Genomic DNA, 16,595 nt, shown 5'->3' with positions numbered 1-16,595 from the left:
AGTCTAGGCCATAGGGAGGGGAGAGGGCCAGCGGCGCGATGGCAGGCTGGCCCGGCAAGCAAGCCCCAAGCATCGGGGCGGCGATCAGCTTGCTGGTGCTGACTGCGGTCAGCGGGGCAGGAGCTGGGGGTCGGTCAGGCCGGTTGATCAGCCAACTGGTCGGCCAGGCGCACGAAAGCCGCCAGATCCAGCTGCTCGGGGCGCAGGCTGCCATCCACGCCAGCGGCCTCGATGGCGGCGCTGTCGAGCAAGCCTTTGAGGGTATTACGCAACGTCTTGCGACGCTGGTTGAACGCATCGCGAACCACCCGCTCAAGCAACTGCGGGTCCTTGGCCGGGTGAGGCAGCACGTCGTGCGGCACCAGCCGGACGATGGCTGAGTCCACTTTCGGCGGCGGGTTGAAGGCGCCGGGGCCTACGTTGAACAAGTGTTCGACACGGCAGTGATACTGGACCATGATCGACAGCCGACCCCAATCACCGCCCCCAGGCCCTGCGGCCATACGCTCGACCACTTCCTTCTGCAGCATGAAGTGCATGTCCCGGATCAGGCCGGCGTGGCTGAGCAGGTGGAAAATCAAAGGTGTAGAGATGTTGTAGGGCAGGTTGCCCACCACCTTGAGGCTACGTGCCGGTACGCCGAGCTGGTTGAAGTCGAACTTCAGGGCGTCACCTTGGTGCAGGCGGAAATTGCCATTGCCTGCAAACTTGTGTTGCAGGATCGGCACCAAGTCCTTGTCCAGCTCCACCACATCCAGTTGCGCGCCGCTGCTCAGCAAGCCTTCGGTCAATGCGCCCTGGCCCGGGCCGATTTCAAGCAAGTGTTCGCCTGGCTTGGCATTGATGGCGCGCAGGATGCGGTCGATGATGCCTGCATCGTGCAGGAAGTTCTGCCCGAAACGCTTACGCGCCCGGTGTTGGTATTGCTCGTTCATGGTCGGTTCTCGGCCATCTGGTAGGCGGTGTCCAAGGCAACGCGCAGGCTGCCGGTATCGACTTTGCCGGTGCCGGCCAGGTCCAAGGCCGTGCCATGATCAACCGAGGTACGGATGATCGGCAGGCCCAGCGTGACATTGACGGCAGCGCCGAAGCCCTTGTACTTGAGTACGGGAAGCCCTTGGTCGTGGTACATCGCCAGCACCGCGTCGCAGTGCTCCAGATATTTGGGGGTAAACAGGGTATCGGCCGGCAGTGGCCCGCGCAGGTCCATGCCTTCGGCACGCAGGCGGGTCAGGGTAGGCTCGATGATGTCGATTTCCTCGCGGCCCAGGTGGCCACCTTCCCCCGCATGGGGGTTCAGGCCGCATACCAGGATGCGAGGGTTGGCGATGCCGAATTTGTCGCGCATGTCGGCATGCAGAATGCGTGTCACGCGCTCGATGCGCTCGGCAGTAATGGCCTCGGCGATGTCACGCAGGGGCAGGTGGGTGGTGACCAGGGCGACGCGCAGGCCATGGGTGGCCAGCATCATCACCACTTGGGCGGTATGGGTCAGCTCAGCGAGAAACTCGGTATGCCCCGAAAAAGAAATACCGCTTTCGTTAATAACGCCCTTGTGCACGGGCGCTGTGATCATGCCGTCGAAATCGCCGTCCAGGCAGCCTTGTCCGGCACGGGTCAAGGTCTGCAGCACGAACGGCGCATTGGCCTTGTCCAGCTGACCGGCGACCACTGGGGCAGACAGCGGCGTGTCCCACACATACAGGCTGCCAGCGGGTGCCGGTTGACTCGGCCATTGACCTGGCATGACAGGCAGCAAGGTGATGTCCAGCCCCAGCTGGGTGGCCCGCTCGGCGAGCAGGTCACGGCTGGAGATGGCAATCAGGGGGTGGGGCTGGGCGTCGGCAGCGAGCAGCAGGCATAGGTCGGGACCTATCCCCGCTGGCTCGCCGGGTGTGACGGCGAAGCGCAGGGGCTTCACTGAGCGGCCTGGTCAGCGCCAGGCAGCTTGATTTCAACGTAGGCTTCGTCGCGAATCTGGCGCAGCCAGGTTTGCAGCTCTTCGTCGTACTTGCGGTTGCGCAGCACGCTCAGGGCTTGCTGTTCACGGGCCTGTTCGGTGCTGTCAGTGGCGCGGCGGCCCAGCACTTCCATCACATGCCAGCCATATTGGGTCTTGAACGGCTTGGTCACCACGCCTTGCTGTGCGTTGGCCATCTGCTCGCGGAACTCCGGCACCAGGGTGTTCGGGTCTACCCAATTGAGGTCGCCGCCGTTGAGCGCCGAGCCCGGATCTTCCGAGAAGCTCTTGGCCAGGGTGGCAAAGTCTTCACCATTTTCGATGCGCTCGTAGATCTTTTCAGCCAGTTGCTGGGTGGCGGCTTCGCTGCGCACTTCACTTGGCTTGATCAGGATGTGGCGTACGTGCACCTCGTCGCGCAGCACGTTCTCGCTGCCACCACGCTTCTCCTCGAGTTTGAGGATGATGAAGCCGTTGGGGATGCGAATGGGCTGGGTGATCTCACCCACCGGCATGCTGCTCAGCATCTTGGCAAAGTCTGGGGGCAGTTGACCGGCTTTGCGCCAGCCCATCTCGCCGCCCTCGAGCGCGTTCTCGCTGGCCGAGTTGGCGATTGCCATCTGACCGAAGTCCGCGCCTTGCTTGAGCTGCTGGTAGACATCGCCCACTTTGCGCGCAGCCTTCTGGATGTCGCTGGAGTTGGCCGCTTCCGGCGTTGGGATCAGGATGTTGGCCAGACGGTATTCTTCGGACATCTGCATCTTGCCCATGTCCGAATTCAGGAAGTTCTTCACTTCCTGCTCCGACACCTGGATGCGTTCTGCCACCCGGCGTTGGCGCACGCGGCTGATGATCATCTCGCGCTTGACCTGCTCGCGAGCATCGTCGAACGACAGGCCGTCGTGGGCCAGGGCCGCGCGGAACTGGTCAATGGACATGCCGTTGCGCTGGGCAATGGTGCCGATCGCCTGGTTCAGCTCCTCATCGGTGATGCGGATGCCCGAGCGCTCGCCGATCTGCAGTTGCAGGTTTTCGACGATCAGGCGTTCCAGCACCTGCTGCTGCAGGGCGCCGCTTGGCGGCACGCTGCCGCCGCGCTTGGCGATGGTCTGCTGAACTTCACGCACGCGCTGGTCCAATTGGCTTTGCATGACCACGTCGTTGTCGACGATGGCCACCACCCGATCAAGCGGTTGCACCGCGGCATGCACCGCGCCACTCAGCAAAGCGACGCCCAGCAGCACTGGGCGCAGTCGATCAATAAGCTTGTTCTTCACGTTCACGGTAACCTTGAATGCCTTGGCCGAGGAAGGATTCGACCTTGTTGCCAACGACGCCGCCGAGGCCCTTGAGAACGACCTGCAGGAATACGCCATGGTCGCCTTTTTCGTTCTGCGGCAGTGCCTGGCTGTAGTCGTCGAAGTCGAGCCAGTAACGGTTGATCAAGCGCAGCTTCCAGCAGCAGTTGTCGTACTCGAAACCGCCCATGGCTTCCAGGGTGCGGTTGCGGTTGTAGTCATGCTGCCAGCGAGCGATGACGCTCCACTGCGGGACGATCGGCCAGATGACCGAGAAGTCGTGCTGCTGGATCTTGTAGTAGTCCTTGATGTAGTTCGGGCTACCTGGGGTGCCGTAGTCGCCACCGTCCACTTTCCAGCGACCCGTGCTGGAATCGAAGGCGACCGTGTCGTTCCGGTAGCGATAGCCCAGGTTGACGATCTTGTTCGGATTGGCCTCAGGCTGGTAGTGGAACATGGCGCTGGCCGAGCGAGTGCTGTGGCTGTCCTGGTCCCAGTTGAAATCCGAATTGAAGCGCCAATCGCGGTTGAAGTAGTAGTTGTACACCAACGCGTAAGGCGAAGTGTCGGACTGGGCATAGCTGCGGTTCTTGTAATCGATACCCGGCAGCTGAACCTTGCGGTCCTTGAAGTAGTACGCCTGGCCGATGCTGAAGTTCTGACGCTCGAAGCCGTCGTCTTCGATCCAGCGAGTGGTGACCCCCAGCGAGAGCTTGTTCTCGTCGCCAATGCGGTCCGAACCGCTGAAACGGTTGTCGCGGAACAGCGAGTCGTAGCTGAACAGGGTTTCGCTGGTATCGAACAGCGGGATGTCCTTCTGGTCCTTGTAGGGGACGTAGAGGTAGAACAGGCGCGGCTCGAGTGTTTGCTTGTAGTTCGTACCGAACAGTGAAGTGTTGCGATCGAAATACAGGCCGCTGTCTACGCTGAAGATCGGGACGTCGCGGCTTTGGCTGCTCTTGAAGTCACCTTCGAGCGCAATGCGGCTCGGGTCTTCGATAAGGTTGCGTTTGCCTTCGCTGTCTAGATCCAAGTCGTACTTGGTGTATGCATACTTGAGCTTGGGGGTGAGGTAACCGTAGCTGGCCGTCATCGGCAGGCTGATGGACGGTGCCACGTTCAAGCGCGTGCCGTTGGCGCGCGCCACGCCGAAGATATTCTGATCCAGACGGCGGCCAGGGAACCCTGCAGACAGATCTGGGTTGCCATCCTTGTCGCGGACGAAGTCGCTCTTAAGGTCACGATCGAAACGTACCGCTTCGGTTTCGTAGCCCATGGTCAAGCCGCCCGGCTGATACGGCAGCACACCGTTGAGGGTGATCTGCGGCAGGCGGTCGTAAGGCGTGATCTGCGAGATGGTCGCCGCCTCGTAGGCATGCACGTTCAACCGCGCGGTGTAGCTGTCGCCGCGGTAGGTCAGGGCACCCTGCTGGTCGAGGAAGTCCTTGTTCTCGACGCCAATCTGGTCCGACTCCAGGTCCTGGAAGTAGAACGGGTCGCTGATGTCGGTGTAGTTCACCTCGGTCATCAGGCGCTCGTTCAGGCCACCCTTGTGCTGCCAGTTGACCATGTAGCGCTGGTCTTTGTAGTCGGTCTGGTCCTTGCGCTCGTCGCTCTTGTCGTTGAGGTAGGCGCCGCCGAACTGGCCTTCGCTCGAAGGCGTCAGGTAGCGGAACTCGCCTTCCATCAACAGGCCACGCTTGGTCATGTAGCGCGGGTACAAGGTGGCGTCGTAGTTGGGCGCCAGGTTGAAGTAGTACGGGGTCACCAGCATGAAGCCGGTGTCGCTGCTGGTGCTGAACGACGGCGGCAGGAAGCCGGACTGGCGGCGGTCGTCGATCGGGAAGTAGATGTACGGTGTGTAGAACACCGGGAAATCCTTGACCCGCAGCGTGACGTTGGTGGCGGTACCGAACCCGGTCGCCGGGTTGAGGGTGATGTTGTTGCCCTTGAGCTGCCAGGCGTTGCTGCCCGGTTCGCAGGTGGTGTACGTACCGTCCTTGAGGCGGATGATGGCGTTCTCACCGCGCTTGGCGTACAGGGCACTGCCGCGAATGTGCGACTTGTGCATCACGTATTCGGCGTTGTCGACCTGGGCTTCGCCAGTGTCGAGCTGGATCTGCGCCTGGTCACCGACGACCAGCGAGCCGTTGTCGCGGATCTTGACGTTGCCCTTGAGCTCGCCACGGTTCTCGGCCTGGTACAGGTTGGCCTCGTCGGCCTGGGCCTGCATGCTGCCCTGGCGCATGACCACGTCACCGGCCAGGGTCGCAATCTGCTGCTCCTGCTGGTACTTGGATACCTTGGCATTGATGTAGGTCGGCGACTCGTCCTTGGGCGTGGTGTCAGCCATGCCGGGGCGTAGCGGCTCGACATAGGCACCGCCGCAGTACGGGCCGGTTTCGGCCAGTTGCGCGGCGGTCAGCTTGTCACGCGGGACCCAGTCCAGGTGGCTGTAGTCCTCGCTGCGCGACTTCAGCCCACGGCCCTTGGCCTCGGTGACCAGCACCGGCCGGTCGGCCTCGGCTTCGCCCGCCGCTTCGGTGCCGGTACCGCCAGCAGCGGCGGCACCCTCGTGCACCGGGCGCGGTGGCAGGTTGGTGACGGCGGTTTTGGGCTTGCAGTCCCAACCACCGGAGGCGGACACTTGGCAGTCGAATTGTTCGGCTGCCATGACGTGCGACATGGCCAGAGGTTGCAGGGCCAGCAGACTGCCGGTGACGAGCAACGGAAACTTTCTACGAAACGCGGGGGATTTCAATGCCATCTTATTAGTCCGGGCTTCCTGCGTGCCATCTGCCCGCGTGTGGGGCCGCACGCCTCTCGATGGTCTGAAAAAGATGCTGGATAATAAAGCATGACCCGCTTGACGGCTAGGGCCGTCGGAGACCCTTGTAATGCCTGAACACGATGTACGCCTGCAGCAACTGTCCGCGTGGCTCGACCAGCAACTCCAAGACCTTTTCCTGCGCCAGGCCTGGGGCCCGGTGCCGGCCGGCAGCCTGACGCCTGCCAGCAGCGATGCGAGCTTTCGCCGCTATTTTCGCTGGGAGGGCGCAGGGCACAGTTTCGTGATCATGGATGCACCGCCGCCACAGGAAGATTGCCGACCGTTCGTCGCCATCGATCACCTGCTGGCCAGTGGCGGTGTGCATGTGCCCGTGATTCATGCCCAGGACCTTGAACGCGGTTTCCTGTTACTGGGCGATCTGGGCCGCCACACCTATCTGGACGTCATCAACGCCGACAACGCCGATGCCCTGTTCGCCGATGCCATCGATGCCTTGCTGGCCCTGCAGGCGCTGCCCATGGACGCAGCGTTGCCCCGCTATGACGAGGCACTGCTGCGCCGAGAAGTGGAACTGTTCCCCCAGTGGTACGTGAAGCATGCGCTTGGCCTGGCGTTCGACGAGGCCCAGGCGGCAGCGTGGCAGCGGTCCAGCCAGTTGCTGATCGACAGCGCCCTGGCCCAGCCGCAGGTGCTGGTACACCGCGACTACATGCCGCGCAACCTGATGCAGAGCGCCCCTAACCCCGGCGTGCTGGATTTCCAGGATGCCGTTTACGGCCCGGTCACCTACGACATCACCTGCCTGTTCAAGGATGCGTTCCTCAGTTGGCCGCAAGCGAGGGTCGAAGGTTGGCTACGTGATTACTGGCACAAGGCCAAGGCCGCAGGCGTACCGGTGCAGGGCACGTTCGAAGCCTTCCAGCGTGCCAGCGACCTGATGGGCGTACAGCGCCACCTCAAGGTGATCGGCATCTTTGCCCGTATCCGCCACCGTGACGGCAAGCCCCGTTATCTGGCCGACGTACCGCGCTTCTTCGCCTATATAGAAGAAGTGATCGGCCGGCGGCCGGAGCTTGCCGAGCTGGGCGAGCTGATTGCTGGCCTGCAAGCGGGAGCGCGTGCATGAAGGCGATGATTCTGGCAGCAGGCAAAGGCGAGCGCATGCGCCCGCTGACCCTGCACACGCCCAAGCCGCTGATACCGCTGGCGGGGCGCCCGCTGATCGAATACCACCTGATGGCCCTTGCGGCGGCAGGGGTCACCGACGTCGTGATCAACCACGCCTGGCTGGGTCAGCAGATCGAGGACCACTTGGGCGATGGCAGCCGTTACGGCTTGCGTATTGCCTATTCCCCGGAAGGCGAACCGCTGGAGACCGGAGGCGGTATCTTCAAGGCCTTGCCTTTGCTGGGAGATGCGCCGTTCCTGTTGATCAACGGTGACATCTGGACCGATTACGACTTCTCGCGTTTGCAGGCGCCGCTGCAAGGGCAGGCCCACCTGGTGCTGGTGGACAACCCCGGGCATCACGGCCAAGGCGACTTTCGCCTGGCCGGTACCCAAGTGGTCGATGGGGACGGTGCAGCCGGTACGTTGACCTTCAGCGGTATTTCGGTGCTGCATCCGGCGTTGTTCGAAGGCTGCAAACCCGGCGCCTTCAAGTTGGCGCCCTTGCTGCGCCAGGCCATGGCCAGCGGCCAGGTGAGCGGTGAGCATTTTGCCGGGCACTGGGTCGACGTGGGCACCGTCGAGCGCCTGGCCGAGGCCGAGCGTCTGCTGGGCGAGCACCGCTGAGATGTGGTGGCCAGGCACGTTGATCGGGGCTGGAGCAGGGTTTGCCATCGCCAGCATTCCTGGTGCCCTGCTCGGTGCGCTGGCGGGGCAGATGATGGACCGTCACCTGCGCCTGCAAGGCTGGGACGATGTGCGCGAGCGTTTGGGCGGGCGTCCGGCGCCAAGGGACGAAGAGTTGCTGTTCGTGCTGCTCGGGCGCCTGGCCAAGAGCGATGGGCGTGTGGTCGAGCAGCATATCCAGCAGGCTCGGCAGGAAATGGCCCGGCTGAACCTGGATGAAGCGGCCAGGTTGCGGGCGATCGATGCCTTCAATCGGGGCAAGGGTGGCAAGGAGCGGTTGGGCAGCTATCTGCGCCGGATCCGCCGGCAGCCCCATGGGGCGGAAGGCACCTTGCGCGCCAGCTGGCGCATGGTCTGGGCCGACGGCAAGATGGGCAACAAGGAGCGGGAGCTGCTGCTGGACTGGGGGCACAAACTGGGCATGAGCCGGCGCCAGGTGCAGGCCATGTCCCAGGAGTACGAACCTCGTCGAACGGCTGGCATGGCAGGGGTCGGCATGACCTATGCGGCCGCGATGCGCCTGCTTGGCGTGGACGCCGACACCGAGGGCGCGCTTGTCAAACAGGCTTATCGGCGACTGGTCAGTCGTCATCACCCGGACAAGCTGGCCGGCACCGGCGCCAGCGAGGCGCAGCTACGCGAAGCCACCGAGCGAACCCGCGAACTGCACCAGGCTTACGCGCTGATCCGTAAGCGCCGCGATTTCTAGCCGGGACCGAGCGTCGGCAGTGATCCTGCCCTGCCCGCACAATCAGGGCTGCATCCAGCCCCGCACGCGACGAAACAACTGTTCCTGGTCGGCGGCCTGATTGCCCGGCATGGCGATCAGGGACAACTGGCGGTATTGACTGTCTTTCTGCCGCTTGCTGGCCTGCAGGCGCTGCATGGCAGCGTTGCGATCAGCGCTGCGGGTCACGTAGTAGATGTCGGCCGTGGGCACTTTCAGGGTGGGCGTCAGGCTCTCCAGGTCATGCTCGACACGCGCCGGTGTCTGGGCGGCAACCATGACCAGCTTCTGCACCTCTGGCGGCTGCTTTTCGCTCAGGTAACGGGCTGCCCAGTAGGCGCCACTGCCATGGCCGATCAGCACGATGCTGCGGGCATTGTGTTGCTGGGCGAACGCGACGGCGGCGTCCAGGCGGGCGAAAATGCGCTCGGCATCGGCGGGGTCGGCCTGCTGGCTGGCAGCTTCGGCGTCGGTCCCTTGTGCCGCCTCGGGCTCGGCAGCGGTAGCTTGCGCCACGTTGGCGTTGGCGTCGGCAGGTTCGTCCTTGGCAGGCGCCGTTTGCCCATCGGCCTGAACAGGCGCCGTGGCAGGCTTGGCCTCCACACGCGCCAACGGGCTGTCGAGCAGCAGGTCAGGCAGGCTTACGCTCAGGCTGTGCCAGCCCACATCCGGGAATTTCTGGCGCAGGGGCCCCACGGCGTTGGGCCAGTCGGCCGTTTCGCCGGCCCCTGGCACGATGATCACCGCGCCCTGCGGGTCGCTGTCGTTGGCGGGTTTCCACAACGCCAGGAAGCTGTCGGCACCGGCTTGCAGGGTCTGCTGTTCGGCCTTGGGCACGCGGCGTTCGAGTGCCTGGGCGTCCTCCTGGCTGCGCTCGATCAGGGGCGGGCGCGAGGGCGTAGCTTCTGCTGCAGGCGGTGTCTCGGGCGGGGTAGCCGGTGCGTCGTCAGCCAGCGCCGCCACAGGAAGGAGCGAGACCAGGCAGCACATTGCCAGCGTCGTGCGATAGAGTGTGAACATGTCTCAACCCAAAGCCAGAATGATACCGGCAGCGTACTGGTATTTGCCCGTTACGGCCACGGTCGATGGCCGCCCCTGTGTGGACGAACGTGTAGATGAAGCGAGTGCATCGCCTGTTGATGATCGGCTGCCTGTGGCTGCCGCTGATGGTCATGGCAAGGCCTGAGACGTTGCCTGGCGTCACACTGGAGCCGACGCAGCAACAATGGCTCGAGACCCATCGCAGCTTGCGCGTGGGGTTGGTATTGCAAGCCCCTTACGCCCAGTTCGACCGCCGCCTGCAGCAGCTGTACGGGGCTAACGTGGAGCTGGTGAGCAGCTTGGCCAAGGTGCTGCATCTGGACCTCACGTGGCGCCATTATCCAGACCAGGCCAATCTCGAAAGGGCCTTGCAAGCAGGGGAGATCGACTTCGCGCCAGGTTTGACCCAGACGCCGGCCACCTTGCGCCTATGGTTATTCAGCGACCCCTACATGCGCGTGCCGCAGTTGATCGTCGGCCCCCGCAACGCGGCGCTGGGCGTTGAGCTGGAAAAACTGGACGCCGCCCAGCGCGTGGCCGTGCGCATGCCCGGGGTTCTGGCCAATTACCTGCGCGCCAACTACGGCAACCTGAACCTGCAGGGCGTACCGAACGACCGTGAGGCCCTGCAACTGGTGGTCGGAGGGCAGGCCAGCTACGCCGTCATGGACGAGGCCCAGCTCAGTCGTCTGTCCCGTGAAAGCGAGTTCAGCGAACTGGCGGTGGTGGGGGATATCGGCCTGCCGCAGCTGCTGCGCATGGGTTCTCGGCCAGACTGGCCACTGTTGGCCGAGGTGCTGGAGCGTGGTTTGCAGGCGCTGCCGGCCAAAGAACTGGAACAGCTGCATCAGCGCTGGTTGCAGCCCAGGTATCCCAGGATCAGCGAGTCGCCGGGGTTCTGGCAAAACATGGCCTTGTTACTGGGGCTGTTGCTGATCTGCGCGTTGATCACCCTGGTATGGCAGCGCCGCCAGCAGAGCCAGCTGGAGCGCAGCCTGTTGGCCACCCGTGAGCGACTGGTAGAGCGGCATGCGCGCGATGAAGCCTCGCGCCTGAGCCAGTTCGCCATCGACCAGAGCACCGTGGGTATTCTCTGGGTCAACTGGGACAGCCATGTGCGCTATGCCAACCCGGCTGCCGAGCGCATGTTGGGTTATGGCGAAGGCGCCTTGCTGGAAAAGCCGTTGGGGGACTTCGAGCCCTCGTTGAGCATGGAACGCTGGCTGGACCTGTGGAAAGGTGCGCGTTCAGGCGACAGCGGTGTGGGGCAGTTCGAAACCCGATGTTTGCGCGCTGACGGTCGTCTGCTGCCGGTGGAGCTGTCTTTGAGTTTCCTGCGGTTTCGCGATGCGGAATACCTGGTGGTGTACCTGGCCGATGTCACCGAGCGCCATCGCGCCACGGCTGCCTTGCGCGAAAGCGAGGCACGGCTCAAGGGGATCGCTGGCAACGTACCAGGGCTGGTGTTTCGCCTGGAACGAGACCCCGCTGAGGGTGGACTTGAATTTCCCTATGTCAGCGAGGGAAGTGAAGCATTGGTGGGCTATACGCCTGGCGAGATCCAGCACCCACAGATGGGGCTGCGCAACCTGGTACATCCCGACGACCGCGCCGATTATCACCGGGTGCAAGACCTGGCGCTGGCCAATGAGCAGGACTGGGCCTGGCAGGGGCGCATCCTTACGCGTCAGGGCGAGCAACGCTGGGCCGATATCAAGGCCAGCACCCGGCGCCTGGGCAACGGCCAGCTGGTCTGGGACGGGGTGGTCTGGGACATCACCCAGGGCAAGCGCGCCGAGCGGGCCCTGGCCCGTTCCCAAGAGCAGCTGCGCGAACTCTCGGCGCACCTTGAAAGCGTGCGCGAGGAGGAAAAAGCCCGAATCGCCCGCGAGGTGCACGATGAGCTGGGCCAGATGCTGACTGTACTCAAGCTTGAAGTATCCATGTGCGAACTGGCCTTTGCCGAACTGGACCCCGGCCTCAATGAGCGGCTGACCACCATGAAGCGTCTGATCAGCCAGTTGTTTCAGCTGGTACGCGATGTCGCCACGGCGCTGCGCCCGCCCATTCTGGATGCCGGGATTGCCTCGGCCATCGAGTGGCAAGCCCGGCGCTTCGAGGCGCGCACCCAGATTCCTTGCCTGGTGCAGGTTCCTGACCATCTGCCGGCGTTGAGCGACGCCCGGGCAACGGGCCTTTTCCGTATCCTTCAGGAAGCGCTCACCAATGTGATGCGCCACGCCCAGGCGCACAGCGTGGAAATCGAGCTGGTGCGCGAGGCCGGGCAGTTGCGCATGACGGTCAGTGACGACGGGCAGGGTTTCTGCCCAGACCAGCCGCGCCCCAGCTCGTTTGGCCTGGTCGGGATGCGCGAGCGGGTATTGATGATGGGCGGCAGCATGGTGCTGCACAGTGAGCCCGGCGACGGCACGCGCTTGAGCGTAGCCATTGCCCTGGAGCAGGAGGAGCGAACGTGATTCGAGTGCTGGTGGCCGAGGACCACACCATTGTCCGGGAAGGGATCAAGCAGTTGATCGGGCTGGCCAAGGACATGCAGGTGGTAGGGGAAGCCGCAAACGGCGAGCAGTTGCTCGACAGCCTGCGGCACACCCGGTGCGACGTGGTGCTGCTGGATATTTCGATGCCGGGCGTGAGTGGACTGGAAGCGATCCCGCGCATCCGTGCCCTGCACGATGCGCCTGCGATCCTGATGCTGTCGATGCATGACGAGGCGCAGATGGCAGCCCGCGCCCTGAAGGCCGGGGCGGCCGGATACGCGACCAAGGACAGCGACCCGGCATTGTTGCTGGCGGCGATACGCCGGGTAGCCGGTGGTGGGCGTTACATCGATCCGGCGCTGGCAGACCGCATGGTGTTCGAAGTGGGCCTGACCGAATCCAGGCCTTTGCACACCTTGCTGTCGGAACGGGAGTTTTCGGTGTTCGAACGCCTGGCCCAGGGCGCCAACGTCAATGACATCGCCCAGCAATTGGCGTTGTCGAGCAAGACCATCAGCACCCACAAGGCGCGCCTGATGCAGAAGCTGAAAGTGAATTCGCTGGCCGAGCTGGTCAAGTATGCGATGGAGCACAAGCTGATCTGATTGCGACATCCACGGCCGCGCCATCGCTGCCGTGACCCGGTGCGTAGACGAAGGCTGCCAGCATGCATCTTCCGCCGCCCGCAGCGCCGCTGCTTGCGTAGGCGCGGTCTTGCGCTCAAGGGCTGGCAGTCAAGCGCCTGGACCTGTGTTGGCCTGTGTTCTGAAAGCGCCATGCTTGTAGGGCGTTCCCTACAACAAATCTTCCATCCGGACGATGGCATTCTCTCTGGGCGCCCGATTTGCGGGGGGATGCGGCTCTTCTACGCTTTGCCCCACGCAGTCATCCAACAATAAGGTGCAGGCATGAGCGAGGCGAAGTCGAACGCTGCCACCGGCGAAACGCTGGTCAGCTTCCGTGGTGTGCAGAAGAGCTACGACGGCGAGTCGCTGATCGTCAAGAACCTCAACCTCGACATCCGCAAGGGCGAGTTCCTCACCCTGCTGGGGCCTTCCGGGTCCGGCAAGACCACCAGCCTGATGATGCTCGCCGGCTTCGAGACCCCCACCGCCGGGGAAATCCAGCTGGCCGGTCGCTCCATCAACAACGTACCCCCGCACAAGCGCGATATCGGCATGGTGTTCCAGAACTACGCCTTGTTCCCGCACATGACCGTGGCCGAGAACCTCGCGTTTCCCCTGACCGTGCGCAACCTGAGCAAGACCGACATCAGCGAGCGGGTCAAACGGGTATTGAACATGGTTCAGCTCGACAGCTTCGCCAAGCGCTACCCGGGCCAATTGTCTGGTGGGCAGCAACAGCGCGTGGCCTTGGCGCGGGCGTTGGTGTTCGAGCCGCAACTGGTGTTGATGGACGAGCCACTGGGCGCGCTGGACAAGCAACTGCGTGAACACATGCAGATGGAGATCAAGCACATCCACCAGCGCCTGGGCGTGACCGTGGTGTACGTGACCCACGATCAGGGTGAAGCGCTGACCATGTCCGATCGGGTGGCGGTGTTTCACCAGGGGGAGATTCAGCAGATCGCCGACCCACGCACCCTGTATGAAGCACCCAGCAACACGTTCGTCGCCAACTTCATCGGTGAGAACAACCGGCTCAACGGCACCTTGCTCACCCATGACGGTAACCGCTGCCAGGTGCAGTTGGCGCGCGGCGAGCGGGTCGAGGCCTTGGCTGTAAACGTGGGCCGGCCAGGCGAAGCGGTGACCCTATCGATCCGTCCGGAGCGGGTACGGCTCAATGGCCACAGCGAGCACTGCGTCAACCGCTTTTCTGGCCGCGTGGCCGAATTCATCTACCTGGGCGACCACGTGCGCGTCCGTCTGGAGGTGTGTGGCAAGGCCGACTTCTTCGTCAAGCAGCCCATCGCCGAACTCGACCCGGCCCTGGCCGTGGGCGATGTGGTGCCACTGGGTTGGGAAGTAGAACACGCCCGTGCACTGGATCCGATCACCGAAGCCCATTGATGGTTTGCAGCACCAACCCTGAACTGTGGAGAGAATAATAAATGCGCAAGCAGTTGAAACTGACCGCCCTGGCCCTTGGGCTGTTCGCCGCTGGCCAGAGCATGGCTGCGGACCTGACCGTGGTGTCGTTCGGCGGCGCCAACAAGGCCGCCCAGGTGAAGGCGTTCTACGAGCCGTGGGAAAAGGCCGGCAAGGGCAAGATCGTCGCCGGTGAGTACAACGGTGAAATGGCCAAGGTCAAGGCCATGGTCGACACCAAGAGTGTCTCCTGGAACCTGGTCGAGGTGGAATCACCCGAACTGGCCCGAGGCTGCGACGAGGGCATGTTCGAAGAGCTCGACCCTGCGCTGTTCGGCAACGAGGCCGACTACGTGCCAGGTGCGATACAGCCTTGTGGTGTCGGCTTCTTCGTCTGGTCGACGGTGCTGGCCTACAACGCCGACAAGCTCAAGACCGCCCCGAGCAGCTGGGCCGATTTCTGGGACACCGAGAAATTCCCAGGCAAGCGCGGCCTGCGCAAAGGCGCCAAGTACACCCTGGAATTCGCCTTGATGGCCGATGGTGTGGCGCCCAAGGACGTGTACAAGGTGCTGGGTACCAAAGAAGGGGTGGACCGCGCCTTCAAGAAGCTCGACCAGCTCAAGCCGAGCATCCAGTGGTGGGAAGCCGGCGCCCAGCCGCCGCAGTACCTGGCCTCGGGCGACGTGGTCATGAGTTCGGCGTACAACGGGCGCATCGCTGCCGTGCAGAAGGAGAGCAACCTGAAGGTGGTGTGGAACGGCGGCATTTATGACTTCGACGCCTGGGCCATTCCCAAGGGCGCCAAGAACAGCGACGAGGCGAAGAAATTCATCGCCTTCAGCGTGCAGCCTGAACAGCAGAAGGTGTATTCCGAAAACATCGCCTATGGCCCGGCCAACAGCAAGGCGGTCGACCTGCTGTCCGAAGAGGTAAAGAAAGACATGCCGACCACACCTGAGAACATCGCCAATCAGGTGCAGATCGACGTGGCCTTCTGGGCGGACAACAGCGAGCAGCTGGAGCAACGTTTCAACGCCTGGGCGGCGAAGAAGTAAACGTCCAGTGCAAGGGGCCGCGCGGCGGCCCCTCTTTCAGTGTGTATCGTGGAGTTCGCCATGGCCATTGCAGTGCCCCTCAACGAAGGCGCCGGTCCCAATCTCAAACAGCGCCTTAAACACGCCGAGCGGGTCAACCGCTGGAAGGCCCAGGCGCTGATCGCGCCCCTGGCGCTGTTTCTGCTGCTGGTGTTTCTGGTGCCGATCGCAGCCTTGTTGTACAAGAGCGTCGGTAACCCGGAAGTTGTCGCCGGCTTGCCGCGCACGGTCGATATCATCACCCAGTGGGATGGCAAGGGCCTGCCTGGCGAGGACGTCTACAAGGCGTTGAGCCAAGACTTGGCCGAATCGCGCAAGAACCAGACCCTGGGTGACCTGTCCAAGCGTTTGAACATGGAGCTGGCCGGCTACCGCAGCCTGTTGGCCAAGACCGCACGGGCGCTGCCCTTCAAGGCCGAGCCTGCCTCCTACAAGGACGGCTTGCAGGCACTGGACGAGCGCTGGGGCGACCCCGCCTATTGGCAGGCGATTCGCCGCAATACCAGCACCCTGACACCTTTCTATCTGTTGGCGTCGCTGGACCACCGTATCGACGATCTGGGCGAACTGGCCAAGGCCACGCCGGACCAGGCCATCTACCTGGATATTTTCACCCGCACCCTGTGGATGGGCGTGGTGATCACCGCCATCTGCCTGGTGCTGGCCTATCCGCTGGCTTACCTGCTGGCCAACTTGCCGACACGCCAGAGCAACCTGTTGATGATCCTGGTCCTGCTGCCGTTCTGGACCTCGATCCTTGTACGGGTGGCCGCGTGGATCGTGCTGCTGCAGTCCGGCGGGTTGATCAACAGTGCGCTGATGGCCATGGGCATCATCGATCAGCCGCTGGAGCTGGTCTTCAACCGCACCGGCGTGTACATCTCGATGGTGCATATCCTGCTGCCCTTCATGATCCTGCCGTTGTACAGCGTGATGAAAGGCATTTCCCCGAGTTACATGCGCGCTGCCATTTCCCTGGGCTGCCATCCGTTCGCCAGCTTCTGGCGAGTGTACTTCCCGCAGACCTATGCCGGGGTAGGTGCAGGGTGCTTGCTGGTATTCATTCTGGCCATCGGCTACTACATCACGCCTGCGCTGCTTGGCAGCCCGAACGACCAGATGGTCAGTTATTTCGTGGCGTTCTACACCAACACCAGCATCAACTGGGGCATGGCCACCGCGCTGGGCGGTCTGCTGCTGCTGGCCACCGTGCTGCTGTACCTGATCTATAGCTGGCTGGTCGGCGCCAGCCGCCTGCGCCTGAGCTGAGGAGCCTTG

13 protein-coding genes are annotated in these 16,595 nt (G+C 63.3%); 8 read left to right on the top strand and 5 right to left on the bottom strand.

What is annotated here, in order from left to right:
- Positions 1–134 precede the first annotated feature (134 nt).
- The 4 genes from rsmA to FS767_RS01755 are packed head-to-tail and all read right to left on the bottom strand — an operon-like array spanning position 135 to position 6,025.
- Positions 135–935 (bottom strand): 16S rRNA (adenine(1518)-N(6)/adenine(1519)-N(6))-dimethyltransferase RsmA, encoded by an 801-nt coding sequence (rsmA, locus tag FS767_RS01770; protein ID WP_078479218.1) that lies wholly within the window; start codon positions 933–935, stop codon positions 135–137.
- Positions 932–1,921 (bottom strand): 4-hydroxythreonine-4-phosphate dehydrogenase PdxA, encoded by a 990-nt coding sequence (gene pdxA / locus FS767_RS01765; RefSeq protein WP_144963987.1) that lies wholly within the window; start codon positions 1,919–1,921, stop codon positions 932–934. Before pdxA ends, rsmA begins: the two co-directional genes overlap by 4 nt.
- Entirely contained in the window at positions 1,918–3,243 is a 1,326-nt protein-coding gene (surA, locus tag FS767_RS01760) for a peptidylprolyl isomerase SurA (RefSeq protein WP_088523757.1), read from the bottom strand. The genes pdxA and surA overlap by 4 nt, the downstream gene beginning before the upstream one ends.
- Positions 3,218–6,025: an LPS-assembly protein LptD gene (locus FS767_RS01755; protein WP_144963986.1), complete on the bottom strand. Its 2,808-nt coding sequence runs from the start codon at positions 6,023–6,025 to the stop codon at positions 3,218–3,220. Before FS767_RS01755 ends, surA begins: the two co-directional genes overlap by 26 nt.
- 130 nt (positions 6,026–6,155) lie before the next feature.
- Here FS767_RS01755 and FS767_RS01750 point away from each other — a divergent pair, with 130 nt between their 5' ends.
- Genes FS767_RS01750 through FS767_RS01740 form a run of 3 tightly spaced genes read left to right on the top strand, consistent with a single transcriptional unit; the run spans position 6,156 to position 8,612 of the window.
- Positions 6,156–7,175: an aminoglycoside phosphotransferase family protein gene (locus tag FS767_RS01750; RefSeq protein ID WP_144963985.1), complete on the top strand. Its 1,020-nt coding sequence runs from the start codon at positions 6,156–6,158 to the stop codon at positions 7,173–7,175.
- Positions 7,172–7,843, top strand: coding sequence for an N-acetylmuramate alpha-1-phosphate uridylyltransferase MurU (murU, locus tag FS767_RS01745; protein WP_144963984.1), 672 nt, complete (start codon positions 7,172–7,174; stop codon positions 7,841–7,843). The genes FS767_RS01750 and murU overlap by 4 nt, the downstream gene beginning before the upstream one ends.
- 1 nt (position 7,844) lies before the next feature.
- A complete protein-coding gene (locus tag FS767_RS01740) occupies positions 7,845–8,612 on the top strand; it encodes a TerB family tellurite resistance protein (protein WP_144963983.1) in 768 nt (255 codons plus the stop codon).
- Between the two features lie 42 nt (positions 8,613–8,654).
- Here the strand turns inward: FS767_RS01740 and FS767_RS01735 are convergent, their stop codons facing one another.
- Positions 8,655–9,650 (bottom strand): alpha/beta hydrolase family protein, encoded by a 996-nt coding sequence (locus tag FS767_RS01735; RefSeq protein ID WP_144963982.1) that lies wholly within the window; start codon positions 9,648–9,650, stop codon positions 8,655–8,657.
- Between the two features lie 95 nt (positions 9,651–9,745).
- Here FS767_RS01735 and FS767_RS01730 point away from each other — a divergent pair, with 95 nt between their 5' ends.
- The 5 genes from FS767_RS01730 to FS767_RS01710 all read left to right on the top strand — a co-directional run bounded on the left by FS767_RS01730 (position 9,746) and on the right by FS767_RS01710 (position 16,586).
- On the top strand, positions 9,746–12,148 hold the full coding sequence (locus FS767_RS01730) for a PAS domain S-box protein (RefSeq protein WP_144963981.1): 2,403 nt from the start codon (positions 9,746–9,748) through the stop codon (positions 12,146–12,148).
- Complete coding sequence (locus FS767_RS01725; RefSeq protein ID WP_058603047.1) at positions 12,145–12,774, top strand: response regulator transcription factor; 630 nt, start codon at positions 12,145–12,147, stop codon at positions 12,772–12,774. Before FS767_RS01730 ends, FS767_RS01725 begins: the two co-directional genes overlap by 4 nt.
- A gap of 303 nt (positions 12,775–13,077) precedes the next feature.
- Positions 13,078–14,202, top strand: a complete 1,125-nt coding sequence (locus FS767_RS01720) for an ABC transporter ATP-binding protein (RefSeq protein WP_144963980.1) — start codon at positions 13,078–13,080, stop codon at positions 14,200–14,202.
- Between the two features lie 41 nt (positions 14,203–14,243).
- Positions 14,244–15,278 (top strand): ABC transporter substrate-binding protein, encoded by a 1,035-nt coding sequence (locus FS767_RS01715; protein ID WP_058603049.1) that lies wholly within the window; start codon positions 14,244–14,246, stop codon positions 15,276–15,278.
- Positions 15,279–15,338: 60 nt separating this feature from the next.
- Positions 15,339–16,586: an ABC transporter permease gene (locus FS767_RS01710; protein WP_058603050.1), complete on the top strand. Its 1,248-nt coding sequence runs from the start codon at positions 15,339–15,341 to the stop codon at positions 16,584–16,586.
- The last annotated feature ends 9 nt before the right edge of the window (positions 16,587–16,595 follow it).

Origin of the sequence: Pseudomonas sp. DE0010, from assembly GCF_007680745.1 — a bacterium.
GTDB lineage: Bacteria > Pseudomonadota > Gammaproteobacteria > Pseudomonadales > Pseudomonadaceae > Aquipseudomonas > Aquipseudomonas parafulva_B.
The sequence above is the reverse complement of the archived record's forward strand: the minus strand, read 5'-3'. Positions and strand labels throughout refer to the sequence as shown.